15 protein-coding genes and 1 pseudogene are annotated in these 25,996 nt (G+C 70.4%); 11 read left to right on the forward strand and 5 right to left on the reverse strand.

Going from position 1 to position 25,996, the window contains the following annotated elements; all coding sequences use genetic code 11:
• Positions 1 to 191: 191 nt before the first annotated feature.
• Entirely contained in the window at positions 192 to 5,669 is a 5,478-nt protein-coding gene (locus tag FXO23_RS02575) for an ATP-binding protein (protein ID WP_158880334.1), read from the forward strand.
• 55 nt (positions 5,670 to 5,724) lie between these two features.
• Here the strand turns inward: FXO23_RS02575 and FXO23_RS02580 are convergent, their stop codons facing one another.
• The 3 genes from FXO23_RS02580 to FXO23_RS02590 form a co-directional block, all read right to left on the reverse strand.
• Entirely contained in the window at positions 5,725 to 6,975 is a 1,251-nt protein-coding gene (locus FXO23_RS02580; protein WP_158880336.1) for a beta propeller repeat protein, read from the reverse strand.
• Positions 6,976 to 7,066: 91 nt separating this feature from the next.
• Positions 7,067 to 8,428, reverse strand: coding sequence for an aldehyde dehydrogenase family protein (locus FXO23_RS02585; RefSeq protein WP_158880338.1), 1,362 nt, complete (start codon positions 8,426 to 8,428; stop codon positions 7,067 to 7,069).
• Positions 8,428 to 9,486 carry an AMP-binding protein gene (locus FXO23_RS02590; RefSeq protein WP_158880340.1) on the reverse strand — a complete coding sequence of 353 codons (1,059 nt, stop codon included), beginning with the start codon at positions 9,484 to 9,486 and terminating at the stop codon, positions 8,428 to 8,430. The genes FXO23_RS02585 and FXO23_RS02590 overlap by 1 nt, the downstream gene beginning before the upstream one ends.
• Positions 9,487 to 9,640: 154 nt before the next feature.
• Here FXO23_RS02590 and FXO23_RS02595 point away from each other — a divergent pair, with 154 nt between their 5' ends.
• Complete coding sequence (locus FXO23_RS02595) at positions 9,641 to 10,525, forward strand: LysR family transcriptional regulator (RefSeq protein WP_158880342.1); 885 nt, start codon at positions 9,641 to 9,643, stop codon at positions 10,523 to 10,525.
• A 34-nt stretch (positions 10,526 to 10,559) separates the two neighbouring features.
• Positions 10,560 to 10,934, forward strand: a complete 375-nt coding sequence (locus FXO23_RS02600; protein WP_158880344.1) for a hypothetical protein — start codon at positions 10,560 to 10,562, stop codon at positions 10,932 to 10,934.
• A 180-nt stretch (positions 10,935 to 11,114) separates the two neighbouring features.
• On the opposite strand, the gene FXO23_RS02605 is transcribed toward FXO23_RS02600, so the two are convergent.
• Entirely contained in the window at positions 11,115 to 12,353 is a 1,239-nt protein-coding gene (locus FXO23_RS02605) for a DUF222 domain-containing protein (RefSeq protein WP_158880346.1), read from the reverse strand.
• Positions 12,354 to 12,555: 202 nt separating this feature from the next.
• Between FXO23_RS02605 and FXO23_RS02610 the strand changes: the two genes are divergently transcribed.
• The 8 genes from FXO23_RS02610 to dinB all read left to right on the forward strand — a co-directional run bounded on the left by FXO23_RS02610 (position 12,556) and on the right by dinB (position 24,710).
• A complete protein-coding gene (locus FXO23_RS02610) occupies positions 12,556 to 14,130 on the forward strand; it encodes an LVIVD repeat-containing protein (protein WP_158880348.1) in 1,575 nt (524 codons plus the stop codon).
• Positions 14,131 to 14,333: 203 nt separating this feature from the next.
• Positions 14,334 to 14,516: a hypothetical protein gene (locus tag FXO23_RS02615; protein WP_158880350.1), complete on the forward strand. Its 183-nt coding sequence runs from the start codon at positions 14,334 to 14,336 to the stop codon at positions 14,514 to 14,516.
• Positions 14,517 to 14,602: 86 nt separating this feature from the next.
• Positions 14,603 to 15,988, forward strand: a complete 1,386-nt coding sequence (locus FXO23_RS02620) for a cytochrome P450 (RefSeq protein WP_158880352.1) — start codon at positions 14,603 to 14,605, stop codon at positions 15,986 to 15,988.
• Complete coding sequence (locus tag FXO23_RS02625) at positions 15,985 to 16,590, forward strand: TetR/AcrR family transcriptional regulator (RefSeq protein WP_158880355.1); 606 nt, start codon at positions 15,985 to 15,987, stop codon at positions 16,588 to 16,590. Before FXO23_RS02620 ends, FXO23_RS02625 begins: the two co-directional genes overlap by 4 nt.
• Positions 16,587 to 18,098: an acyl-CoA dehydrogenase family protein gene (locus FXO23_RS02630; protein ID WP_158880357.1), complete on the forward strand. Its 1,512-nt coding sequence runs from the start codon at positions 16,587 to 16,589 to the stop codon at positions 18,096 to 18,098. The genes FXO23_RS02625 and FXO23_RS02630 overlap by 4 nt, the downstream gene beginning before the upstream one ends.
• Positions 18,099 to 18,326: 228 nt before the next feature.
• Complete coding sequence (locus FXO23_RS02635; protein ID WP_158880359.1) at positions 18,327 to 20,513, forward strand: bifunctional lysylphosphatidylglycerol flippase/synthetase MprF; 2,187 nt, start codon at positions 18,327 to 18,329, stop codon at positions 20,511 to 20,513.
• A 3-nt stretch (positions 20,514 to 20,516) separates the two neighbouring features.
• Positions 20,517 to 23,441, forward strand: a complete 2,925-nt coding sequence (locus tag FXO23_RS02640) for a helix-turn-helix transcriptional regulator (RefSeq protein WP_158880361.1) — start codon at positions 20,517 to 20,519, stop codon at positions 23,439 to 23,441.
• 72 nt (positions 23,442 to 23,513) lie between these two features.
• On the forward strand, positions 23,514 to 24,710 hold the full coding sequence (gene dinB / locus FXO23_RS02645) for a DNA polymerase IV (protein ID WP_179956662.1): 1,197 nt from the start codon (positions 23,514 to 23,516) through the stop codon (positions 24,708 to 24,710).
• A gap of 94 nt (positions 24,711 to 24,804) precedes the next feature.
• On the opposite strand, the pseudogene FXO23_RS02650 reads toward dinB, so the two are convergent.
• A pseudogene (locus FXO23_RS02650) lies at positions 24,805 to 25,889 on the reverse strand (S-(hydroxymethyl)mycothiol dehydrogenase).
• Between the last annotated feature and the right edge of the window lie 107 nt (positions 25,890 to 25,996).

The raw sequence follows: 25,996 nt of genomic DNA on the forward strand, positions 1-25,996 counted from the left end.
GGCTCACCAGGCAGTGGTGCGAATCCGCTGGTCACACTCGCATCGGGGCTCGTCTTTGGTGGTTCTCCACAACTCTGGGTGCGCGCTTCGCGGCGGGTCCAACATATTCGTACCCGCCGGTAGCCGGGAGTGTGTACTTGGCATGGGCGGTTTCGCCCTGGATGTGTGTACTCGTGTTGGAGGCTCGTTCGGTGTTCGGTCGTGTTGCCATTGTCAATCGTGGGGAAGCGGCGATGCGGCTGATCCACGCTGTCCGGGATCTCGCGGCGGAGACCGGGGCACGGATCGAGACGGTCGCGTTGTACACCGACGCGGACCGCACGGCGACCTTCGTGCGGGAAGCCGATCTCGCCTACTGCCTCGGCCCGGCGTCCGCGCGGCCCTATCTCGACTTCGAGGTGCTGGAGCGCGCGCTGACCGAGACCGGGGCCGACGCGGCCTGGGTCGGCTGGGGGTTCGTCGCCGAGGATCCGGCGTTCGCCGAGCTCTGCGAGAAGCTCGGCGTGACGTTCGTCGGCCCGAGCGCGGACGCGATGCGCAGGCTCGGCGACAAGATCGGCGCGAAGCTGATCGCCGAAGAGGTCGGCGTCCCGGTCGCGCCGTGGAGCCGCGGCGCGGTCGCCGATCTGGACGCGGCGATCCGCGCGGCCGGTGAGATCGGCTACCCGCTGATGCTGAAGGCGACCGCGGGCGGCGGTGGCCGGGGGATCCGGGTGATCAACGACGAGCGGGAACTGGCCGAGGCCTACGAGCGCACCAGCCTGGAGGCCGAACGCGCCTTCGGCAGCGGGGTGGTCTTCCTCGAGCGGCTGGTCACCGGCGCCCGGCACGTCGAGGTCCAGGTGATCGCCGACGGGCAGGGCACGGCGTGGGCGCTCGGGGTGCGGGACTGCTCGGTCCAGCGCCGCAACCAGAAGATCATCGAGGAATCCGCCTCGCCGGTGCTGGCCGCCGAGCAGACCGCCGAGCTCAAGGCCGCCGCCGAGCGGCTCGCCCTGGCCGTGGACTACCGCGGCGCGGGCACCGTGGAGTTCCTCTACCACCCCGGCGAGCGCCTGTTCGCCTTCCTCGAGGTCAACACCCGGCTGCAGGTCGAGCACCCGATCACCGAGGTCACCACCGGGGTCGACCTGGTACGCGCCCAGCTGCACGTGGCGTCCGGCGGCAAACTCGAGGGCGACCCCCCGGCGGAACTCGGGCACGCGATCGAGGCGCGGCTCAACGCCGAGGACCCCGACCGCGATTTCGCGCCCGCCCCGGGCCGGATCGCGCGGCTCGCCCTGCCGGCCGGTCCCGGCGTCCGGGTGGATACCGGGGTGAGCGAAGGGGACACCATCCCGGCCGATTTCGACTCGATGATCGCCAAGATCATCGCCTACGGCCGCGACCGGAACGAGGCGCTGGGGCGCCTGCGCCGGGCGATGGCCGAGACCACGGTGATCATCGAGGGCGGCGCGACCAACAAGAGCTTCGTGCTCGAGCTGCTCGACCGGCCCGAGGTGATCGAGGCGAGCGCCGACACCGGGTGGATCGACCGGGTGCGCGCCGAGGGCGAACTCCAGTCGCACCGGCATTCGGCCATCGCGCTCGCCGCGGCCGCCATCGAGGCGTACGAGGAATCCGAACTCGTCGCCCGGCAACGATTCCTGTCCACCGCCCACGGCGGCCGGCCCCAGGCCCAGCACGAGACCGGCCGCCCGCTCGAGCTCAAACTGCGGGGCGTCGGCTACCGCGTGCACGTCGCGCGGATCGGGCAGCACCGGTTCCGGGTCGGCTTCGAAACCGGCGCCGAACCGCTCACCGCGGACGTCGAGATCGAACGGTTCGACCGGCATACCGGGCAGCTCGTGGTCAACGGGAAGCGGTTCCGGCTGGTCACCGGCACGCACGGCCCGGTTCACCTGGTCGAGGTGGACGGCGTCGCCCACCGGATCAGCCGGGACGAGGGCGGCGTGGTGCGTTCACCGGCGCCCGCCCTGGTGGTGGCCACCCCGCTGGAGCCCGGCGCCGAGGTCGAGGCGGGCGCGCCCGTGCTCGTGCTGGAGAGCATGAAGATGGAGACCGTGCTGCGGGCCCCGTTCCGCGCGCGGTTGCGGGAATGCCTGGTCGCGGTCGGCAGCCAGGTCGAGACCGGGGCGCCGCTGCTGCGGCTGGAACCGCTCGGCGACGACGACGAGGCCGCCGAGGAAACCAAGGACGGCGTCGAACTCGAACTGCCCGACGGGCTCGGCGCGCTCGACGCGCGGGAGCGGGTGGCGCGGGGCCTGCAGGACCTGGGCAGCCTGCTGCTCGGATTCGACGTGGACCCGCACGACGAGCGCCGCGTGCTGAACGACTACCTCGCCGCCCGGGCGGAACTGGTCGAGGCCGGGCAGCGGCCGCTGGCCGAGGAGATCGACCTGCTGGAGATCTTCGCCGACCTCTCCGAGCTGAGCCGCAACCGCCCGGCCGGAGACGAGTCCAAAGTGGACACCCGGGTGCACAGCCCGCGCGAGCACTTCCACGCCTACCTGCAGAGCCTCGACGTCGAACGGGCCGGTGTCTCCGAGACGTTCCAGCACCGGCTCGCCAAGGTGCTCGGCTACTACGGGGTCGGCGAGCTGGAGCGGACGCCGGAACTGGAGGAGGCCGTCTTCCGGATCTTCCTGGCCCAGCAGCGCGCCGCCGCCGATGTCACGGCGGTGGGGGCGATCCTGCGGCAGTGGCTCGCCGAGGGGCCGCCGCCGCAGGCGATGCGGGTGCGGTCGGGGCGGCTGCTCGAACACGTCGTCGCCGCCACCCAGCTGCGGTTCCCCACGGTGGCCGACCTCGCGCGCGCGGTGGTGTTCACCTGGTTCGCGCAGCCGATGCTGCGGCGCAGCCGCGCGGAGGTCTACACCGGCGTGCGCAAGCATCTGCGTCACCTCGACGCGCATCCGGACGCCCCGGACCGCGCCGAGCGGATCGCCGCGATGGTGGCCAGTTCGGAACCCCTGGTGCGGCTGCTCGGTCAGCGGATCGGCCGCCCGGGCACCGATCCGGCGCCGATGCTCGAAGTCCTCACCCGCCGCTACTACGGCAACCGGGCGCTGGAGAACGTGCACACGAACCGGGTGGCGGGCTGCACGTTCGTCCTCGCCGACCGTCCCGGTGAACAGGTCCGCGTGGTGACCACCGCGGTGGACTTCCCGGCCCTGCCCGACGCGATCCGGGCGATCGGTGAGCTCGCCGCGGACGGCGAACTGGTCGCCGACGTCTACCTCACCTGGGCGGACCAGCCCGGCGACATCGACGCGATGGCCACCGAACTGGGCAAGGTGCTGGCGGCGCAGCGCCTGCCGCGCCGGCTCGGCCGGATCACCACCACCGTCGCCGGGCGGAGTGGCGCGGTGATGCACCACCACTTCACGTTCCGCCCCAGCGCGGACGGACTCGCCGAGGAACGCCTGATCCGCGGGCTGCACCCGCTCATCGCCCAGCGGATGCAGCTGGAACGCCTGCGCGACTTCGACCTCACCCGGCTGCCGTCGCAGGACGAGGAGATCTACCTGTTCCGCTGTACGGCGAAGGAAAACCCGTCCGACGAGCGGCTCATGGCGATGGCCCAGGTACGCGACCTGACCGCGCTCCGGGACGACAAGGGTGAGCTGATCGCCCTGCCCGCCGCGGAGGACATCCTGGCCACCTGCCTGGACGCGATCCGCAAGGAGCAGTCGGGACGGCCGGCGAAGAAACAGGTCGGCACCAACCGGATCGTCGTCTACGTCTGGCCGCCGGTCGAGCTGACCATGGAAGAACTGAACACGGTCGTGCAGCGGGTGCAGCCCACCACCACGGGCGCGGGCCTGGAGGAGGTGCTGTTCCTCGCCCGCCGCCGCGACGAGGAGACCGGCGAGTTGATCGACCTCGCCCTGCGGATCGGCTACGACGGCGCCGATGTCCAGGTGACGGTCGGCGAACCGGAGACCGAACCGATCGAGCCGCTGGACGACTACCGCCAGAAGGTGCTGCGGGCACGTGCCCGGGGCACGGTCTACCCGTACCAGCTGACCGGCATGCTCGCCGGGCCGCGGGGGACGTTCGTCGAGCACGACCTCGACGAGACCGGGGTGCTGGTGCCGGTGGACCGTCCGCGGGGCCGGAACTCGGCGGCGATCGTCGCCGGGGTGATCTCCACCCCGACCGAGCGGCATCCCGAAGGGGTCACCCGGGTCGTGCTGCTGGGCGACCCGACGAAGTCGCTCGGCGCGCTGTCCGAACCGGAATGCGCGCGGGTGATCGCGGCGCTCGACCTGGCCGAGAAGATGCGGGTTCCACTGGAGTGGTTCGCCCTGTCCTCCGGCGCCCGGATCTCGATGGCGTCGGGCACCGAGAACATGGACTGGGTGGCCGCCGCGCTCAAGCGGATCGTCGAGTTCACCCAGGCCGGTGGCGAGATCAACATCGTGGTCACCGGGATCAACGTCGGCGCCCAGCCGTACTGGAACGCCGAGGCCACGATGCTCATGCACACCAAGGGAATCCTGGTGATGACGCCGGATTCGGCGATGGTGCTGACCGGTAAGCAGGCACTGGACTTCTCCGGTGGCGTGTCGGCCGAGGACAACTTCGGCATCGGCGGGTACGACCGGGTGATGGGCCCGAACGGGCAGGCGCAGTACTGGGCGCCGAACCTCGCCGCGGCCCGCGAGGTGCTGATGGGGCACTACGAGCACACGTACATCGCGCCGGGGGAGACCACGCCGCGCCCGGCCGAGACCAGCGACCCGCACGACCGGGACATCTCGGACTTCCCGCATTCCCTGCCGGGCAGCGATTTCACCAGGGTGGGCGAGATCTTCTCGCCCGCGTCCAACCCGGACCGCAAGAAGTCCTTCGACATCCGCACGGTGATGCGCGCGGTGTCCGATCAGGACCATCCGGTGCTGGAGCGCTGGGCGGGGATGGCCGACGCGGACACCGCGGCCGTGCAGGACGTGCACCTGGGCGGGCGGCCGGTGTGCCTGCTCGGGATCGAGTCGCATGCGTTGCCCCGTCGTGGTTTCCCGCCCACCGACGGTCCCGACACCTACACCGCCGGGACGTTGTTCCCGCGTTCGTCGAAGAAGGCCGCCCGCGCGATCAACGCGGCCAGCGGGAACCGGCCGCTGGTGGTGCTGGCGAACCTGTCCGGTTTCGACGGTTCGCCGGAGTCGATGCGCAAGCTGCAGCTGGAGTACGGCGCGGAGATCGGCCGGGCCATCGTGAACTTCTCCGGCCCGATCGTGTTCTGCGTGATCTCCCGGTATCACGGCGGCGCGTTCGTGGTGTTCTCCAAGGCGCTCAACCCGAACATGACCGTGCTCGCGGTGGAAGGTTCGTTCGCGTCGGTCATCGGCGGCGCCCCGGCGGCCGCGGTGGTCTTCGCGGGCGAGGTGAACCAGCGGACCGCCAACGATCCCCGGGTGCGGGACCTGGAGGCACGCGTCACCGAGGCGACCGGCGCCGAACGAGCGACGCTCAGCCTGCAACTCGCCGAGACCCGTGCGAGCGTCCGGACGGAGAAGCTCGGCGAGATGGCCGCCGAATTCGACCGGGTGCACAGCATCCAGCGGGCCGTGGAGGTCGGCTCGGTCGACGCGATCGTCACCGCCGCCGAACTGCGGCCGCGGATCATCGAAGCGATCGAGAACGGGCTGCGAACCCGATAACGCGCGGGGTGCCGGGAGCCGCTGGGCGGGTTCCCGGCACCCAGGCCGTGCTCGGTCAGCGCAGCCCGCGCGAGACGATCAGCCCCCAGCCCTTGTTCATGGCGTTGTCCGCCACCAGGCCGGACGCGAGGACACCTCGCGTGCCGGGCACCTTGCTCAGGCCGAGAATCGAGTTCTGCCCGTCTTCACCCCCTTGTTCGGCGACTTCCGGCGGAAGCTGCTCGGTGGTCCAGGCGGTGCCGTCCCACCGGGCGAGCGCGGACCGCAACTGCCCGCCGGGCCAGCCGCCGACCCAGACCGTGCCCGCGCCGTCGACCCCGGCCGCGTTGGCCTCGTCGAACGGAATCGCCGGGAGCGGCTTCCAGGCGGCGCCGTCCCAGTGCAGCGCCATGGTCGCGGCCGGCACCTCCGGATCGTTGGACTTGCCGAAGGCGTACACCGATTTCTGGTCGACCACCACGACGTGGTTGACCAGCCAGCCGGTCGGATGCTCCGACGGCACCGGCAGGGCGGTCTGCTCCCACTTCTTGCCGTCCCAGTGGTTCACCAGCGGAGTGGACTTGTCCTTGCCGGTGGCGTTGACGGTGATCCAGACATCGTCCGGGCCGGTGCCGTCGATGGCCCAGGCATCGGCCCGGAGCCCGGCGGGCACGTCCGGAAGCTTCACCGGGTTCCACGCCTTACCGTCCCAATGCTCGACCCGGTACTGGTAGGAGTTGGTCGACGGCTGCCAGTCCATCACCGTCAGGTAGGCCCAATCCTTGCCGAAAGCCTTGATCTTGCCGGGAAACTGCAGCCAACCCGCGGGCGGCGCGGGCCGCTCGACGTTCGTCCACTTCTTCCCATCCCAGTGCTGCAGCACGATCGGGACACCGGATTCCGCGACCGCGCTGCCCGGACGGGTGCGGAGCCGGGGGCCGGCTTGCCCCGGTTTGACGTCCGGGACGACCCCCGCGGCCCACGCGTCATCGGGAGCCGAAGCCGTCACCTCCTGCAACTGTGCGCTCCTGCCGCCGGAATCGGCCGGGGCGACGTCGGTCCAGGCCGTGCCGTCCCAGTGTTCGATCGCGGCGTCCAGGCGTTTGCCGTCCGCGTTCGGTTTGCTGCCGACCGCCCAACCGTCCTGCGCGCCGGTCGCCGAAACGTCGAAGAGAATCCGCGATTCGGTGGCGGAGAACGGTTGTTCCAGCTTCCACTGGCCCGCGGCTGCCGCCTGACCACCGGACAAACCCAGGACGAGCCCGCAGACCGCGGTCACCACCCCGGACGACCTGCGTAACCGCAGGCCCGCTGCACCTTTTGCCATGGAAATCCCTTTCCCTCGGATGAGCGGATCACGTCCCAGTACGGGTGAAAAGCCCCCGAGGTTGTCAACGATCGGGAAAATTTCCGGGTGCCTACCGCAGGACGGTTTTGGTGCGCATGAGGAACTCCGCGAGGTAGCCGTCATGGGGCAGCCCGGGCTCCATCCAGGACGTCGGGTGTTCGCCGACGTAGACATTGCCGATGGTCGGCTCGGCGACGAGTTCCTCGATGAGCCGCTCGTCGGTGGTGATCGCGGTCAGGACGAGGGTTTCCCGGAGCGGGCCGATCCCGGCATCGCGGTGCCACGGCGCGACCCAGACGCACGGGAAGCCGAGTTCCACGCCGATCTGCCCGGCGAACGGACTGTCCACCTGGTGCACCGCCGGCCGGAGCACGGCGCTGCCGTCCCCGAGTTCGTCTACGATCCCGTCCCCGCCGAGCCACGCCCGGGTGCCGGTGGCCTTGGCCAGCAGGTGCTTCTCCCACTGGCGTGCCGTTTCGACCGGCAGCACGGGCAGGATCGCCCGCTCGTCTTGCGGCGGCAGGCTGGGCAGGGCGGCGAGCCGTTCGGCGATCGCTTCGGCCACGGGGGCGGGGTCGCCTTCGACGAGCACGGCGGTGGTGTTGACACAGCCGACCCCGCCACCGGCGCTGACCGAGTCCACGATGGTGTCGAGAGCGGATTCCCAGTCGGCTTCCGCGGTGAGCAGGATTTTCGATCGCCCGGGCCCCTGCGGCAGAACGCCGGGATGGTCCGCGTACTTGCGCACCACGTCGCCGCCGCCGTAGACCATCCCGAGATCGGCCTGCCCCAGGATTTCCCCGGCCGCATCGTGATCGGTGGGCAACAGAACGACCTGGTCCTCGGCGAATCCGGCTTCGCGCAATGCGGTGACCAGGCGGTGCGGGGTGAACGGTTCCCGGCGCGAGGGGCGCACGGCGAGCCGGTAGCCGAGCGCGAGTGCCTCCAGCCAGCCCTGGTGCACCGCGGGATGGTTGCCCGCGGCATGCACGGCGAACACGTCACCCCGGCGCGTCCACACCGCCCGGCCGGTGCGGGTGAACGGATCGCGCCAGTCGTCGACCGCGCCGACCGGCCGGGCTTGCCGCACGCTGCGGTGGGCCTGGGCGGCGGCGCGGGCGATGTCCCCGGTGGCCGTGCGCACCGCCGAAATCGACATCCCGGACACGGCGCTGACGGTTCGCTGGTACTCCTCGACCGGGAGACCGGCAACGGTTCCCGCGGCGAACAGTTCACCCGCGCGGGCAATGGCCGCGATCCGGTCGTCCACCGGCGCGGTCCGGGCCAGGTGCAGCGCTTTCATCGCCCGGGTGACGAAGAGCCGGGGCGCGAGGCTCAGCGTCGCCACCGGGTTTCCGGTCACGTCGTGAACGGTTTCCTGCTTGCGGGAACGGTACGGACCGGTCGGGCCCAGGACATCGAGGCGCAGCATCAGTACACCCCCTCGATCACCGTCGTGCCGCCGAAGGAAGGGGCGGGCGTGACATCGGCGACGGAGTCACCGAGTCCGCCCGGCGGCGGCGCGATCCGGGTGGCGTGGTCCCGCTCGGGATTGTTCACCAGCAAGGCCGCCTTGCTGACGTGGTTCATCACCACCTGGCCGCGTTCGCCGACGGGCACGACCCGCCCGGTGTCCGGATCCACGACCCGGAACGTGGTGTAAGGAGCGAAGGTGTCGAATACGCACGGTTCTTCGTCACCGAGACCGGCGCGTTCCACCGCGGCGCCGAGAATCATGGTGCTGCCGTAGATCCCGGCGAGCCGCGTGCGCGGGAAGACCTCGGTGCGCAACAGAGCGCGCGTGTCGGCGTCCAGATGCGCTCCGCCCCAGATGATCGTGTGCACCTTGCGGTTGACCAGTTCGACCAGATCGTCGTGCTGGGCCAGGCGTTCCAGCAGGGGCGGGGTGGACGCGAGCACGCCCACGTCCTGGCTGCGCAGGACGTGACCCATTTGCTCGATCAGATGGTCGGCGTACGCGTCGAATTCGCCGGTCCGGCCGGTCGCGACCAGTTTCTTCACCCACCGCGGATCCAGGTCGATGGTGAAGTTGATGCCGCCGCGTTCGTGGCTGACCGCGGCCATCGTCGCACCGACGCCGTGCGGGCCGCTCGGGATGGCGCTCAGCCAGTCGGCGTCCCGGGGAACGCCGAGCGCGTCGAAGCGCGCGCTGAGCCATTCGACGCCGAGCCGTTCCCAGTCCGCGGTGAACACCACCCGCTTCGGTTGTCCCGTGGTGCCACCGCTTTCGTACACCCGGGCCGCGTGTGCGTCGCCGTAGCCGCGCGGAATCAGATCCCGGGCGCGGACATCCCGCAGTTCGTTGACGACATTGGGAAACAGGGCCAGGTCGTCGAAGCCCTGCACGTCGGTCAGCGGATCGAAGTCCAGGGTTTTGGCGCGTTCCAGCCAGAACGGCGAGCCGGTCTCCGCGCTGAAATGCCACCGCATCGCCGCGCGTACGAACTCGTCGGGATCCTGATCGGACATGACAACTCCTCAGTGCCAAGAAATTCGGGACGGGAAGGGCGATCCGGCCCTCCTGCCGTCGCCACAGCCCCCACGCTAGGCCGACTCTCTTAGACCTTCCAAGACCAAGTCATCTATGTATTGATGCCTTCTGGGTTATGAGACGATCGGGTGTATGGACCTCCTTCCGCTGCGCTATTTCCAGGTCGTCGCGCGCCACGAGCACATCAGCCGGGCCGCCGAGGAACTCCGCGTCGCCCAGCCTTCGATCAGCCGCACGATCGCCCGGCTCGAAACCGAACTCGGCGTTCCGCTGTTCGACCGGCAGGGGCGCCAGATCCGGCTGAACCGCTTCGGCGCCGCGTTTCTCCGCCGCGTGAACCGCGCGCTGGCCGAACTCGACGACGCGCGTCAGGAACTCACCGATGCCGCCGGACTCGAACACGGCACGGTTGCCGTCGCCTCGGAAACACTGCTCACGCTCACCAAGTTGCTCGCAGACTTCCGCAACGAGCATCCCGGGATCGGAATCCAGCTCTACCAGGCCACCGCCGAGCGGATGGCGCAGCAACTCGCCGCGCGCCAGGTCGATCTCTGCCTCGCCTCACAACCCGTCGCCGGGCCCGCCCTGCACACGGTCGAACTCGTGCGTGAGGAGGTCATGCTCGCGGTCCCACCCGCACATCCCCTCGCCGCCCGCCGGCGAATCCCGGTCGACGCCTTGGCCGACGAGCCGATCATCACCACCCGGCCCGGCTACTGGCAACGCGCGCTGACCGACCGGCTGTTCGCCGCCGCCGGTCTCACCCCGAACGTGGTGGTGGAAGGAGACGAACTCGGCCCGCTGCAATTCCTGATCCACGCCGGTCTCGGCGTCGGCCTGATTCCCGCCATGTCCCGCCGCGCGGGCACCTATCCCGCCGTCGGCTGGGTACACCTGAACAGCCCGGACAGTCACCGCGTCCTCAGCATCGTCTGGCGCGAGGACGCCTACCTGTCCGCCGCCGCGCAACGTTTCCGAGATTTCGTCATCCACCGCCCAGCCGACCTCGGCGCGTAACGGCCGCCGCCGCGCTCTCGACAACGCCGCCGATATGAACCACACGCAGCCGAAGTCCTGGTCCTGGGCCGCCTGGCCGATCTCCGTGCTCGTCAATTTCACCCTGGGATATGCCCGGATCGTGCCTTACCTGATGCTCCTGGTGGTACTCGACAACACCGTGTTCGCCACCTTCGGCTGGACGCAACGCGACCCGACTTTCAACGACGGGATCCTCGCCCCGCTTTTCGTCGCGGCGGTTTCCGTTCTGTTCGTCCTGGCAGTGTTCTTCCTCGTCAACATTTTCGTGGCCCGGCGGTCCACGCTTTCCGCGTGGTGGTACTGGATCCTGAACTCGGCATTGCTGCTCGTGCCGAGCATCGCGGTGAGCATCTGGCCCGACCTTTGGCGGACGATCCGCTGGTACTGACCGGCTTCGGGCAACTTCACTCCTGGCTTGCGTTACTTCCAGCCATTTCCCTGCTTGCCCTCCGCGTGTTCTAGCGGGTGCCTACCGATTCCGACCCAGGTGCCGGGATGTGCGGCGCGTCCTGGTCCGTGTCGACCGGCTGATTGCTGACTAGGTCGGCCCGACACTTCTTGGCAATGCTCAGTGCGGCGGTGGTGGTTCTGGTGTGGCGGGATCGGTGATGGGTTCGGGGGTGTTGGTGTAGGTGCGGCCGAGGTCGGAGGTCCAGAGGATTTCGCCGTGTTGGTTCTTGGTGACATGCCAGAAGGGGGATTGTGCGAAGCGGTGGTGGCGTCGGCAGAAGGGGTCGCGGATGTGTTCGTCGGTGGTGCCGTCCTTGTTGTGGGGTATTCGGTGCTCGAAGTCGCATTTTTCGGCGGTTCGGTTGCAGGCGGTGTAAGAGCAGTATCGGTTGCGCAGGTTGGCCAACTCCTTGAGTTGTCGTGAGGGCCGGTAGCGCCTGGCAGCGAGTTTCTTGGCATAGCCCTGGTCGTCGACGAGGACACCGGACCACACCGCCTTCAGATCGAAGGCGAGTTCGCGTAATCGCTGCGCGGGCAGGGGCCCGTAGCCGCGGAGTTCACCAGGCAGGTTGTCCAGGCCGAGCAGCGTACTGGCGTTCATGGTCACGTACACGTTGGTGGTGACCGTGCTGGCGTTCTTGCCCAGTACGAGGTCTCGGAGCACGTCGGCGCGGAGTTGTTTTCTGGTGCGGGGTTCATCGGGGCCGGCGACTTCGCGGGCGATGCTGTCGATGCGTTGGGCCATGGCCAGGACATCGTGGGAGGGCAGGAACGCGTGGAACCAGGACATGCCGTCTTCGCGGTGCGCCACCGCGGTGCGCCGCTCGGCCTTGCGCGACCGGCACCGCTCGTCGGCGCCGTCCGGGTCGACCTTCAACACCGCCCAGCGAACCGTGTCATACAACTGGCGTGGGGTTCTCTCCAGCACACGGGGGAAGATCCGTGTCTCGACCTCGTGTGCCTTCTCGAGTGAGAGGACCGTGGTGGCGCGTTCGATCTGCGCGGCGCGAGCGGGATCCAGGCGACCCTTGGCCAGCGCGCCCAAGGTTTCCGGCAGCCGGTGGATCAGGGCGTGTGCCAAGGCCAGATCGCTGCCGGCTTTGGGAACGGACACCTTGAGCTCGCACGCCAGGGTGTCGGGCACGCCAGCCGCGGCGTCCTCCGGCCGCTGTCGGGCGAATTGTTCGATCGCGCGCAGGCGGACGGCTTCCAGCATGGATTGGACCTCGGTGACCGCGCGGGCGAGTTGGAGGGAATCCACCGCGTCGCAGGTGCCTACGTCGACGTCGAGGAGTTCGTTGATGTCCCAGCCGGGAGGGGTGGGATCTGGGCCTAGGAACTTGTCGTAATCAATCACATGCGCTACGTTACTCGAACACGTGTTCGAACACAACCGGGAATGTTGCAGATCGATTCGACCTGGCCACGGCGCGGGCGTGGGTTGGGCCGGGATTCGCGTCGACGGCTCCCAGTTCTTGGAATCAGACGAAGGTATGTAGTCGTGTGGTCCCCGCGCTGACACGCTCGGTGTGGGTGCTGCGAACGGGAGGAGAGCGGCGATGAAGGTGCTGGCGGCGATCGTGACCGGGGTGCTGATCGGGGCGATGGCGCCTTCGGTCGCCGAGGCGCGACCGGCGGCCCCGGTCGCGCAACCCGCGGAGAAGGCTCCGCTTCCCGGTGCGGCGAAGAATGTCCAGCTGCGCAAGGCCTTGCCGGACACCGAGGGCGCCATTTCGATCAACTTCATGGACTACCGCACCGGCCCCTTCCAGCACCGCGACGTGATGTTCGTGAGCGGGAAGTTCGGCCTGCGCACCTATGACGTGTCGAACCCGGACGAGCCGGTTCTGCTCGACCACCTCACCAAGCAGGAACTCGCGCTGCCCGGTGACGATGTCGCCCAGCGGTTCTGGGAGAACGAGGACGTGAGCGTGGACCCCAGCCGCAAGCTGGTGTTCCTCGCCCGGGAGCGCACGGCATTCGGTCGGCAGGGTGGCGCGGAACGGCCGACCGGTGTGTACATCGTCTCGGCGGCGGATCCGGCCGATCTGCGGTTGGAGAGCTTCGCGCAGATGGGCACCGGGCACATCACCACCTGCATCAACGACTGCAGGTACCTCTGGACGACCGGGTATGACGGCACGCCGTCCACCGATCCGGACACCTATCGCCGTTCGGGCAAGGTGTTCGTCACCGACATCCGGGATCCGCGCAACCCCAGGACCCTGCCGACCTATGTGGACCTCGGCCGCAACCAGGGCGAGACGCATATGACCCACGACGTGCAGGTGGACGCGGCCGGCGTGGCGTGGGTCGCCGGCACCGGCGGCACCCGCGGTTACCGGACTTCGGGATGGCACTGGGACCCGGTGGCCAAACGAGTGCGCGAGGCGACCGCGATCGACCCGATTCCCTATGCGGGCGGCGGAGTTCCGAAGACGACCATGCCCACGGCCTTCTCGCACAACTCGTTCCGGCCGGTGGGCAGCAGGCTGTCCGATGGGCCGAGGCCGACCAGGGAGAACCCGGCGGGCAGCCTGCTGCTGCACACCGAGGAAGCGTTCGGCTCGCCGACCTGCAAGGACCAGGGCCGGTTCGTGATCTCCTCGCTGCAGGGTTCCGACCAGGGCCAGTCGTGGCGGGCGACCCCGGACAAGCCATTCCACCTCCGCACGGTCGGCATTTGGACCCCGGACGACCAGGAGGGCACCCTCCCCGGTCCGGACACGTTCTGCTCCGCGCACTATTTCGATGTGCAGCAACGGATCGTGGCCTATTCCTGGTACGAGCAGGGCACCCGGTTCCTGGACATCAGCAACCCGGCGAAGCCGATCCAGATCGCGTACTGGCGGCCGGAGGGCGCCACCTCGTTCGCGCCCTACTGGCACAAGGGCCGGGTGTTCCTCGCCGACCTTTCCCGCGGGGTGGAGATCCTCAGCCTCACCGAGGACGCCTACCAGGCGCAGCGCACCGCTTCCAACGTGACGCTGCGAACCGTGCCGGGCCAGGTCACCGCCGGTCCCGCGGGCGCCCCGCGCAACCGTCTGCCGCTCAAACCGGATCCGGACTACGGGCACGCGTGCCCGATGCTCGAGGGCCGAGAGTGCGAACCGGGTTCGGTTTCCTGCTGCTAGAACCGCTGGCGGTTTAGTCGCCTTCCATCGTGGCCACGGACTGCCTGGTCTGTGCCCAACATCGCGGCGAAGGGCCGCTTGCCTGTCCCCGGATCTGGGCCGGTCGGCGCGTCATCGTGTCGCACCGGCCCCCGACGAGGACGGCCTCGCGGTTCCGGGCTGCCTCTTCGTCGAGACGCCGGCGGCGCACTCCCGCGCTCGACATGCTCACCGAGGCGGAAGTCATCGGCGTCGCCCAAGCGGCCTGGCGCGCGGCCCACGCGCTGCGCGACGACTACGCCCGGACCGAGGCCGAGAGTTGGCTGGCCGCGCCGCGCTACCGGGAACCCGAACTCGCCGACCTGTGTGCGCGGCTCGCGGCCTACTTCGACGACACGGTGGCCTGACCCGTGAATCCACCCGTCTTGACGTGTGAATCCCGATTCACTACTGTGTGAATCCGGATTCACACCCTGTCGATCAGGAGGCGACGATGCCTGCCGAATCCTCGAGAACACGCACCCTTCCCGCCAAATCGCCGAGCCTGCCGCCCGGGCCGCGTCAACCGGCCGCGCTGCAAGCCGCACGGTGGTTGCTCGGCTCGACCTCGTTCCTGGAGCGCTGCCAGGCGCGCTTCGGTGACCTGTTCACCGTGAACCTGGTCGCGAAGGCGGCCGCCGGACCCGCGGCCGACCGGAACCAGGGCCGCTGGGTCTTCCTCGCCGATCCCGAGCACGTCCGGCAGGTCTTCACCGCGGACCCCGAGATCGTGCGCACCGGTGACACCAACCGGTTCCTGGAGCCGCTCGTCGGCCCGAGGTCGATCCTCGTGCTGGACGAACCCGGGCATCGGGGGCAGCGCAAGCTGATGTTGCCGCCGCTGCACGGTGAACGCGTCCGGAACTACGGCACGCTGATCTCCCGCGTCGCCGAGGCGGACCTGGCGCGCTGGCCGGTCGGCGAGCCGTTCGCGCTGTGGCCCCGGATGCAGGCGATCACGCTCGAGGTCATCGTCCGCGCGGTCTTCGGCATCGCCGAACCACGGCGAATCGCCCGCGTGACCGCGTTGCTGGGCCGCATGCTCAACCGGATGACGAACGCGCGCTGGCTTCTCGTCCAGTCGCTACTCGCCACGGTGGCGGAATCGACGGGACACAAGGGAACCGCGCGCCGCCTGATCGGTCCCGTCGACGAGGTGATCCGCACCGAGATCGCCCATCGGCGTGCCGCGACCGATCTGGACCAGCGCGACGACATCCTGTCGCTGCTCGTCCGCGCCGAATACGCCGACGGTTCGCCGATGAGCGACGACGAACTGCGCGACGAGCTGATGACCCTGCTGATCGCCGGGCACGAATCGACCGCCACCGCCCTGGCCTGGGCGTTCGAGCTGCTGCTGCGGCATCCGGACAAGGTGGCGCGCGTGCGCGAGGAAACCGAGGCCGGGCTGGACGACTACGCCGGGGCGGTGGCTCAGGAGACGCTGCGCCTGCGCCCGGTGGTGCCGTTCGTCCTGCGCAACCTCGCGCAGCCGATGGAAATCGGCGGTCACCTGTTGCCGGCCGGGACGTGGCTCGCGCCGTGCGCCTACCTGATCCATCGCCGCGAGGACGTGTACCCGGAACCACTCCGCTTCCGGCCCGAACGTTTCCTCGAACGGCCCGCGGGCGCCACCACGTGGTTGCCGTTCGGCGGCGGGGTCCGCCGTTGCCTGGGCGCGAGTTTCGCCCAGCTGGAAATGCGGCGCGTGCTGCAGACCGTTCTCGCGCACGCCGATCTGGTCCCGGCACGGGGAAAAGCCGAGAAGATCCGCGCCCGGTTCATCACCCTCGCACCCGCACGGGGTGCTCGAGTCCTCCTGGAAGGCGGCGGGAAATGAACGACACCAAGACGGTCAGCACGCGGGAGCGGCTGCTGCGGGCGGCCGCCGAGCTGATCCAGGAGGGCGGTTACGCGACCGCTTCGGTGGGCGCCATCGCCGAACGCGCCGGACTCGCGACGGGCGCGCTCTACCGGCACTTCCCGTCCAAGGCCGAACTGTTCGTCGAGGTCTTCCGCGAGGCCGCGGAGCGGGAACTCGCCGCGATGCGGGCGGCGTCCGCGCGGTCCGCCGAGTTCGCGCGGCGGTTCGAGGCGGTCATCCACACCTACGCGACCGGCGCGCTGCGCAACCGCCGCCTCGCCTGGGCCCTGGTCTACGAGCCCGTCGACCCGCTCGTCGACGCCGAACGGCTGGCGTACCGGCGCCGCTACCGCGACGGCATGATCGAGCTGCTGCGGGAAGGCCTTGCCGCGCAAGCGATTCCGGAGCAGGACGTCGAGCTCGCCGCGGCGGCCGTGGTCGGTGCGATCGCCGAGGCGCTGGTCGGCCCCCTGTCGCCGGTCGCGGGCCGGACGCCCGGTGAGGAGGAGATCATCGCGGCGATCATCGGTTTCTGCGCCCGGGCGATCGGCCTGGACCGGGGGAGGCCATCCCGATGAACCTGTACGAGACCGACTTGGCTCTGCGCGAGGCACTGGACCGCGAAGGTGGAGCCTGGGGTGCCGAACGCGTCCGCGAACTCGGCGAGATCGCGGGTTCGGCGGACGCCCGCGAGCACTCCCGCCGCGCTGAGTGGAACGGCCCGCGCCTGCACACCCACGACCTCGAAGGCCGCCGCATCGACGAGATCGAGTGCGATCCCTCCTGGCACTGGCTGCTGTCCACGGGAATCGAGCACGGGGTGGCTTCGCTGCCGTGGCGCGAGAACCGTCCCGGCGCCCACGCCGTCCGCGTCGCGCTGGGCCACCTGTGGGGGCAGCTCGACACCGGCGTGATGTGCCCGTTGATCATGACCTTCGCGGCCGTGCCGGTGTTGCGGAAATACGGTGGCGAGGCCGCCGCGGAGTGGATCGATCGCCTCACCACGGGCGCGCTCGCCGGGCAGGCGTACACCGAGAAACAGGGCGGTTCCGATCTCCGGCGAACCACGACTCGTGCGATTCCGTTGGCGGACGGCGATTTCGAGTTGCACGGGCACAAGTGGTTCGTCTCCGCGCCGATGTGCGATGTGTTCCTGACGCTCGCCCAGACCGATCGGGGCCTGTCCTGTTTCCTGGCAGAACGCCAGGCCGGCCTCGAAATCGTGCGGCTCAAGGAAAAACTGGGCACCCGATCGCTGCCGACGGCCGAGGTGGAGTTGCGCGGGGTCCGGGCCCGCCTGATCGGTGAGGAGGGGCGCGGGATGGCGCCCCTGCTGGAAAACGTGAACCACGCGCGGCTCGGCCCGGCGGTCGCCCCCGAAATGCGGGCCGCGCTGGTCCGCGCGCTGCACCACGCCCGCCACCGCACGGCGTTCGGCGCCGCGCTCGCCGAGCAACCGGCCATGCGCAACGTGCTCGCCGATCTGGCCCTCGACTCCGAGGCGGCCACGGCGACGGCCCTGCGGCTGGCCCGCGCCTACCAGGACTACGACTCGCCGTTCCGGCGGCTGGCCACCACGGTGAACGAGTTCTGGGGTTGCGGCCGGGTCACCGGCTTCGTCGCGGAAGCGCTGCAATGCCTGGGCGGCAACGGGTACAGCGAGCAGTCCGGGATGCCCCGGCTGCTGCGGGACGCCGCCGTGCATCCGATCTGGGAGGGCTCCGGCAACGTCATCGCGCTCGACGTGCTTCGCGCGATGGCCCGGGAACCCGAGGCGGTCGAGGCCTTCGTCGCCGAGTGCGAACTCGCCCGGGGTGGTGACCACACCTTGGACCGCCACCTCGACCGTCTGAAAAGGACGTTGAAAACCGTAGCGGAGGACGGGGATCCGCAGTTCCTCGCGCGCCGGGTCGCCGAAGATCTCGCGGTGGGCTTCCAGGCGAGCCTGCTCGTGCGGCACGCCCCCGCCTTCGTGGCCGACGCCTACTGCGCCGGTCGCCTCGGGGAGGATCGCGGCCGCGGATACGGAACCTTGCCTTCCGGTATTGCCGCCGACGCGATCCTCGAACGCGCCCTGCCGAGCTGACAGAACGCTGACTCACCCCTGAGGTTCAGGCCGACCGTATCGGGGATTCCCCTGATCCGCATCGCTCTTGAGGATGAGACCGCGATCCGGCGCACGACCGATGCCCCGTACGTAACCGGTCCCTACGATCGGTCCCGGGTAATGCCACAGGCGACAATTCCGGGCCCGTGGCGCGGTGCCGTCGATCCGAAAAACGGGTCGAGACACAAAGGGATCGGGCAGGGGGACATGACAGTCGAGGAGCTTCAGCGAACACGGGTCGACGAGGCCGATCACGCGCCGCGGATTGCCGCGCCCGCGCCGGTCGCGGTGCGGCCGAAGCGGCCTTCCCGCGTGGGCGTGTTGATCCGCCGGTTGCCGTTCACCTCGGCGGTCACGATCGCCATGCTGGCGCTGTCGATCTGCACCGGAACGCTGTGGGATCCCGCGCGGGAGCGCAGCTGGTACCCGTTCGTCGCCTACGGGGTGCCCACGCTCGAGGACGGTCACTGGTGGACCGTGGCCGCGGGCGCCTTCTTCGCCGTGGTTCCGCTGTTCTACCTGCCGATGGCGGGTGGGTTCGCGCTGCTGGTCGGATTCACCGAATGGCGCCTGGGCACCGGGCGCACCGCGGCGATCACGATCGGCGGGCAGCTCGTCGGCGTGCTCGGGGCGTGCCTGATCCTGATGACCTTCCGGCACTCCGGCTGGGAATGGGCGGAACGGCTTTCCCATGCCGTCGACGCCGGGTTTTCCGGGGGTTCGCTGGCCGCGATCACCGTCGCGAGCGCGGCCATCCGGTCGCCGTGGCGGTGGCGGATCCGGGCCGCGGTGTGCACGTATGCCGGTGTCGCGATCCTCTACGTCGGCAACCTCGCCGATCTGGTTCATTTCGTGGCGGTCGCGGCGGCGTTGCCGCTGGCCGGGGTGTTGGTCGGCCGCCACCGCGTGCGGCGGACGGGGACGCCGAGCCGCCGGGAGCGGCGCCTGCTCGCCGTCGTCGGGCTGGTGGTGGTCGCCTCCGCCCAGGTGGTGATGTGGCTGATTCCCGGGGACGGTCCGCTCGGATCGTCGCGGGACCTGTCCGCTTCCCTGATCGAAGTGATCATCCTGGTGGCCGCGGTGGTGGTGATCGGCAACGGGCTGCGCCGGGGCAGCCGGGTGGCGTGGCGCTGGGCCGTGGGGTTGACGGTGTTCGCGTTGCTCCAGGGGGTCGTGGTGGTCGCGGTGCTCGCACTCGGTGACCTCGCGGGCGAGGACAACTCCATCGAGGGCGTCCCGCTCCTGGTGGCCGACAGTTTGCCGTGGGCGGCCGAACTCTGCGTGCTGATCGTGGCGCGGGGCGCGTTCCGGACGCCGCCCCACCGGTACCGGTTGCGGCACGCGCGCGGCACCACGGCTCCGGAGACCGCGCGCACACTCGTAGAGCGGTGGGGTGGCGGTTCGCTGTCGTGGATGACCACGTGGTCGGACAACTTCCACTTCATCACCCCCGACCGGCAGTCCTACCTCGCCCATCGCCGCCACGCCGGGGTCGCGATCGCGCTGGGGGATCCGATCGGCCCGCCCGGCCACGCCGAGCACACCGTGCGCGGATTCGCCGAGATGTGCGATCAGGCCGGGCTGATGCCGTGCCTGTTCTCCGCCAGCACCGCGACCCGGGCGATCGCCGACGAGCTGGGCTGGCAGCACGTGCAGGTCGCCGAGGACACCCTGATCGACCTGGAGACCTTCGAGCTGCGCGGAAAGCGGTGGCAGGATGTGCGTTCCGCGCTCAATCGCGCCCGCAAGGAGGGCATCGAGTTCCGGCTGGTCACCTTGGCCGAGCAGCCGCGGTCGATCCTCACCCAGGTGCGCGAGATCTCCGAGGAATGGATCGGCGACAAGGGCATGCCCGAAATGGGTTTCACTCTCGGCGGGGTCGACGACGCCCTCGATCCGGACACCCGGGTCGGCCTCGCGATCGACCAGGGCGGCACGGTGCACGGGTTCACCTCGTGGCTGCCCATCCACACCGGCGAGGGCACGACCACGGGGTGGACGCTGGACCTCATGCGGCGGCGGGCCACCGGGTTCCGGCCGGTGATCGAGTTCCTGATCGCCTCGGCCTGCCTGGCCTTCCAAGCCGAAGGCGCGCGCACGGTGTCGCTGTCCGGGTCCCCGCTGGCCTGCACCCGGGACCGGGAGAAGGCGCCCGCGATCGCGGCCCTGCTGGAAACGCTCGGCGCGAAACTGGAGCCCTACTACGGCTTCCGTTCGCTGCACGCGTTCAAAACCAAGTTCCAGCCCCGGTACCAACCCCTCTACCTCTGCTACCGCGACGAAGCCGACCTTCCCCGGATCGGTATCGCCCTCGGCCGCGCCTACCTGCCCGACACCCGGCTGCGCGACCTCGTCCGCTGCCTCCGCAAGAGCGGTGCGCATATGCCAGGATGAGGTGTGCCTCGTCTGGGTTCCGGGATTTCGTTGATCGCTCGCGGCCCTGAACTGAACCTCCTGCGTGCCGCGTTGACGAGGGCCGCGGACGGCGAGGCCAACGCGGTACTGGTCGCCGGGGACGCCGGTGTCGGCAAATCCCGTCTGCTCGCCGAACTGGTCGGCCTCGCACGGGAAACCGGTGCGACCGTCCTCACCGGACGGTGCCTCGACGTGGACGAGGCCGGGTTGCCGTACCTGCCGTTCGTCGAGGCGCTCGGCCAGCTCACCGCCGGGCAGCGGGCGGCACTCACCGAGCGGCCGGTGCTGTCCCGGCTGGTGCCGGGCGCCGGGTCCGCGGCGCCGGGCGGTACGCGTGATCAGGCGATGGAGCGGCTGCGGCTGTTCGACGCCGTGCACGGTCTGCTCGCCGAACTGGCCGCCGACGGGTGCGTGCTGCTCGCACTGGAGGATCTGCACTGGGCGGACGCCTCGACCCGGGACCTGGTGCTGTTCCTGCTGTCGCGTTTGGACCGGCAGCGGCTGCTGGTGGTAGCGACCTATCGACAGGACGATCTGCATCGCAGGCATCCGTTGTGGCCCCTGCTGGCCGAACTTTCCCGGCTGCCGGTCGCCGAACGGCTCGAACTCGCCCCGTTCGGCAGCGCGGACGCCGTGACGTTCGTTTCCGCGCTCGCCGAAGGCTCGCTGCCCGAGGCGACGATCCGCGCGATCGCCGAGCGCTCCGAGGGGAACGCCTTCTTCTGCGAAGAGCTGACCGCGGCCCACCAGGGCGGTGGCGGCGGGGTGTCCAGCGGGCTGGCGGAACTGCTGCTGGCGCGGATGGAGCGGCTGAGTTCCCAGGCCCAGCGGATCGTGCGGGCGGCCTCCGGGGCCGGGCAGGCGGTGGCGCACACGGGCCTGCGCGCGGTCTGCGAACTCGACGACGACGTGCTGGAGGACGGGCTGCGCGAGGCGGTGCGGCACAACGTCCTGGTCGCCGCCGACGACGGCTACACCTTCCGGCACGCGTTGCTGCGCGAAGCGGTGTACGACGATCTGCTGCCGGGAGAACGAGTGCGGTTGCACGCCGGTTACGCCCGGGTGGCCGCCGAGCAGGGCGCCGTGGCGGCGCTGGCCCAGCACAGCTTCAAGAGCCACGATCTGCCCACCGCGCTGGAAGCGTCCGTGCGCGCCGCGGCCCAAGCGGGGGAGATGCGCGCGCCGGGCGAGGCCCTGCACCACCTCGCGCAGGCGCTGCAACTGTGGGAGGTCGTGCCGGATCCGGAGGAACGAACCGGTACGGACGAACTGTCCCTGTCGCGTTCGGCCTCGATGATGGCGTCGGCGGCCGGTGAGGCGGAGCGAGCGGTGACGTTCGCCCGCTCGGCGGTGGCACAGGCCGATCTTCGCGGCGACCCCGAACTGGCGGCCGACGCGCGGCACCAGCTGGCGGTCGCGCTCATCCCGTTCGAACTGCACCGCGACGAGGTGTCCGCGGCCGTCGACCGGGCATGGGAACTGGTGCGCGACCGGCCGCCGAGCGAAGTGCGGGCCAAGGTGCTGGCACTGCGCGCGCGGACCTGGGTGTGGAACTCGAACCACGGGCTGGCACTCGCGGAACTGCGGGGCTACGCCGAGCAGGCGATCGCCGACGCCCGGCAGGTCGGTGCGGCGGAGGTCGAGGCGGACGCGCTGGTCACCCTCGCGGTGTTCGCGGAGTGGGAAGCCGACTCCGACGAGGCGATCCGGCTCGGTTACGCCGCCGCGGAACGGGCGGCCGCGATCGGCGCGTTCGACGTGGAGTTGCGCGCACTGCAGAACATTTCGTCGAACTACGTCATTACCGGGCGGTTCCGCGAGGCGCTCGGCGTGTCGGAGCAGGCCTGCCACCGGGCCGCCGAAGTCGGATTGACCTGGGGCGAAAACGGGCTCAACGCCCGGGTGAATCAGGTGTTCGATCTGTTCCTGGTCGGCGACTGGGAAGCGGGACTCGCCGAGGACGATCTCGTGGACGCGCCCCGGCTGGCCCGGGCTCGGGTGTCCTCGGTGATCGTGAACATCCTGGTGGCCCAGGGTCGTTTCGACCAGGCCGACGAACTCGCCGGCCGGTTCGCCGGGCAGACCGAGGACGCGCGCACCGAGACGCTGACCGGGATCGCGCTGGCCGAAGCCGCGTACTGGCGCGGGCGGTATGTCGATGCCACCGATCGCGCCCGGACGGTGCTCGACCGGCAGGGGACCGTGGCTCGAGCGAGCATCAACGCCATCAACTGGGCGGCCGCGATCGCCTTGGCGGCTCTGGCTGATTTCGCCGAGGAGGCTCGTCGGCGCGGGGACGAGAGCGTGGCGCGGCAGGCCGTCGCCGACGGCGAGCAGGTGCACGCGCGCGCGATGCGTGACGGGGAGGGCACCCAGACACCGCAGGGCACGCTGGAGCGCCGCGCGCCGGAAACCCGGTCGCTCGCCCGCAGGATGGACGCCGAACTGAGCCGGTTGCGCGGTCACGACGATCCGGCGCTGTGGCGGCTCGCCGCCGAGCATTCGGCGTCGATCGCGTACTGGCACGCCATCGCCCGCTGGCGCCTGGGCGCCGCTCTGCTCGGCACCGGCGAGCGCGATCAGGCGGGCGAACACCTGCGCGCCGCGCACGAAACGGCCGTCCGGCTGGGCGCCGCCCCGCTGCGCGACGCCGTGCGGACGCTCGCGCGGCGCGCCCGGATCTCCCTCGGCGACGTCGCCCCGGCACCGGCCGCGGACGTGCTGACGCCCCGGGAAAGGGCGGTGCTGGAACTGGTCGCCACCGGCCTGACCAACAAGCAGATCGGCGCCCGGCTCTTCATCAGCGAGAAAACCGCGAGCGTGCACCTCTCGCGGGTCATGACCAAACTCGGCGCGGCGAGCCGGACCGAAGCGGTGACCGTCGCGCAACACCGCGGCCTGCTCTGAACCAGGAGCTACCTGCGGGTTCGGGGTCGCGTGGCGGATCCGGCCGGAAATGTCGGTGGTCGATGCGAACATATGTTCGTGTCGAACGAGGGTCCGATCCTGCATGCCGATCTCGACGCTTTCTACGCGTCGGTCGAGCAGCGGGACGATCCGCGGTTGCGGTCCCGGCCGGTCATCGTGGGGGGAGGGGTGGTGCTGGCGGCGAGTTACGAGGCGAAGGCGCACGGGGTGCGCACGGCGATGGCGGGTGGGCAGGCCCGCCGGTTGTGCCCGCACGCGATCGTGGTGCCGCCTCGGATGTCGGTGTATGCCGAGGCGAGCAAGGCCGTGTTCCAGGTGTTCGAGCAGACCACCCCGCTGGTGGAGGGGTTGTCGATCGACGAGGCGTTCCTGGACGTGGGCGGGCTCGGGCGGATCTCCGGCACCCCCGCCGAGATCGCGGCGCGGCTGCGGCGGGAGGTCGCCGAACGGGTCGGGTTGCCCATCACGGTCGGGGTGGCCAGGACGAAGTTCCTCGCCAAGGTGGCCAGCGGGGTGGCCAAACCCGACGGGCTGCTCGTGGTCCCGCACGACGGCGAGCTCGCCTTCCTGCACCCGTTGCCGGTCGAGCGGCTGTGGGGAGTCGGGGAGGTGACCGCGCGCAAACTGCGGGACCGGGGGATCGCCACGGTCGGCGAGGTGGCGGCGCTGCCCGCGGCGGATCTGGTGTCGATGCTGGGCCGGGCCTCGGGTGGCCATCTGCACGCCCTGGCGCACAACCACGATCCGCGGCCGGTGCGGACGGGTCGCCGCCGGCGGTCGATCGGGGCGCAGCGGGCGCTGGGCCGGCGGCGAAGATCGTGCCGCGAGCTCGACGCCTTCCTGGTGTCCCTGGTCGATCGGCTGGCTCGCCGGTTGCGCGCGGCCCGGCGAGTCTGCCGCACGGTCACGCTCCGGATGCGCTTCGCCGATTTCACCCGGGCGACGCGGTCGCACACGCTGGTCCAGGCGACCGCGGACACCGAGGTCATCCTCGGCACCGCGCGCGGCCTGCTGACCGCGGCGTGGCCGAAGATCGCGGCCGAGGGGATCACCCTCATCGGGCTCGCACTGTCCAACCTGGACAATGACGACTCCGTCCAGCTCGCGTTGCCGTTCGACGGGCAAGGGGGCCAGGCCCTGGACTCCACACTCGACAACGTGCGCGACCGGTTCGGTTCGGCCGCCATCACCCGGGCCGTGCTCCTCGGGCGCGACGAGGGGCCCTCGGTGCCGCTGCTGCCCGACTGACCGAAACGCGTGAACCGGAGTGACCCGGGGACTCACGCCGGTACTTCCCGGCCCGAAGGCTGCGGCGACACCGATCCGTCCGGACGGCTTCGCCCTACAGGAGCACCACTGAGCGGAGGACGTCGCGGCGACGCAGCTTCGCGAACGCCTGCTCCACTTCGTCCAGTGAGATCGTCTCGGTGACGAAGGCGTCCAGGTCGAGCTTGCCCTGGCGGTAGAGGCCGAGCAGGGCGGGGAAGTCGCGCGAGGGGAGGCAGTCGCCGTACCACGAGGACTTGAGCGAGCCGCCGCGGACGCGCAGTTCCAGCAGCGGTATGTCCAGGCGCATGTCGGGCGTGGGCACGCCGAGCAGGACGACCGTCCCCGCCTGGTCGCGGGCGTAGAACGCCTGTCTCCAGGTCTCGGGGCGGCCCACGGCGTCGATGACGACATCCGCGCCGAAGCCGCCGGTGAGCTCCTGGATCCGCGGCACCGGGTCGGTGATGCCCGCGTCGATGGTGTGCGTGGCGCCGAAGCCGCGGGCCCAATCCAGTCTTCGGGGATCCGTGTCGACGGCGATGATGGTGGTCGCACCGGCCACCTGCGCACCGGCCACCGCCGCGCTGCCCACGCCGTCGCAGCCGATGACCGCGACGCTGTCGCCGCGCTCGACCGCGCCGGTGTGCAGCGCGGCGCCGACCCCGGTCGCGACCCCGCAGCCGAGCAACGCGGCCGCGGCGGGTGCGACATCGGGCTCGACCTTGGTGCATTGCCGCGCGTGCACGAGGATCTTCTCGGCGAGGGCGCCGAGGCCGAGCGCGGGGGTGAGCGGAGTGCCGTCGGCGAGCGTCATCGGCTGGGCGGCGCCGAATGGCGAGAAGCAGTCCACGGCTTGCCCTTGCGGCAGGCACGGCAGGTTCCGCAGAACGCACGCCAGTTCAAGATGACGAAGTCGCCCGGCTCCACCTCGGCCACGCCATCGCCGACGGCCTCCACCACGCCGGCGGCCTCGTGCCCGAGCAGGAACGGAAACGTGTCGTCGACTACGCCCTCCCGGTAATTCAGGTCGGTGTGGCACACCCCGCACGCCCGCACCCGCACCACCGCCTCGCCGTGCCCGGGATCCGGGACCATGACCTCGGCCACCTCGACCGGCGCCTGCCCCGACCGCGCGACAACGCCACGGACCGTCTGCGCCATGGACCCTCCCCTCCCCGCCACGCGCTCTGGCGACAGCTCTCGGCGCGGCGCGATCGTCGAGCCGAGCCTGCAACACCCGGATGACGACCGCAAACTCAACCAGGCCC

The organism is Amycolatopsis anabasis, assembly GCF_009765355.1.
GTDB classification, from domain to species: Bacteria; Actinomycetota; Actinomycetes; order Mycobacteriales; family Pseudonocardiaceae; genus Amycolatopsis; species Amycolatopsis anabasis.

Excerpts from the sequence above, each read along its gene's own strand:
- FXO23_RS02585 (WP_158880338.1), bottom strand. The coding sequence starts at position 8,428 with ATGCTGCGCCTCGATGTCCTGGGCCCGACCGGTCCGTACCGTTCCCGC.
- dinB (WP_179956662.1), top strand. The coding sequence starts at position 23,514 with ATGTTCGTGTCGAACGAGGGTCCGATCCTGCATGCCGATCTCGACGCT.
- FXO23_RS02600 (WP_158880344.1), top strand. The coding sequence starts at position 10,560 with ATGAACCACACGCAGCCGAAGTCCTGGTCCTGGGCCGCCTGGCCGATC.
- FXO23_RS02610 (WP_158880348.1), top strand. The coding sequence starts at position 12,556 with ATGAAGGTGCTGGCGGCGATCGTGACCGGGGTGCTGATCGGGGCGATG.
- FXO23_RS02625 (WP_158880355.1), top strand. The coding sequence starts at position 15,985 with ATGAACGACACCAAGACGGTCAGCACGCGGGAGCGGCTGCTGCGGGCG.
- FXO23_RS02615 (WP_158880350.1), top strand. The coding sequence starts at position 14,334 with ATGCTCACCGAGGCGGAAGTCATCGGCGTCGCCCAAGCGGCCTGGCGC.
- FXO23_RS02630 (WP_158880357.1), top strand. The coding sequence starts at position 16,587 with ATGAACCTGTACGAGACCGACTTGGCTCTGCGCGAGGCACTGGACCGC.
- FXO23_RS02635 (WP_158880359.1), top strand. The coding sequence starts at position 18,327 with ATGACAGTCGAGGAGCTTCAGCGAACACGGGTCGACGAGGCCGATCAC.
- FXO23_RS02620 (WP_158880352.1), top strand. The coding sequence starts at position 14,603 with ATGCCTGCCGAATCCTCGAGAACACGCACCCTTCCCGCCAAATCGCCG.
- FXO23_RS02590 (WP_158880340.1), bottom strand. The coding sequence starts at position 9,486 with ATGTCCGATCAGGATCCCGACGAGTTCGTACGCGCGGCGATGCGGTGG.
- FXO23_RS02595 (WP_158880342.1), top strand. The coding sequence starts at position 9,641 with ATGGACCTCCTTCCGCTGCGCTATTTCCAGGTCGTCGCGCGCCACGAG.
- FXO23_RS02580 (WP_158880336.1), bottom strand. The coding sequence starts at position 6,975 with ATGGCAAAAGGTGCAGCGGGCCTGCGGTTACGCAGGTCGTCCGGGGTG.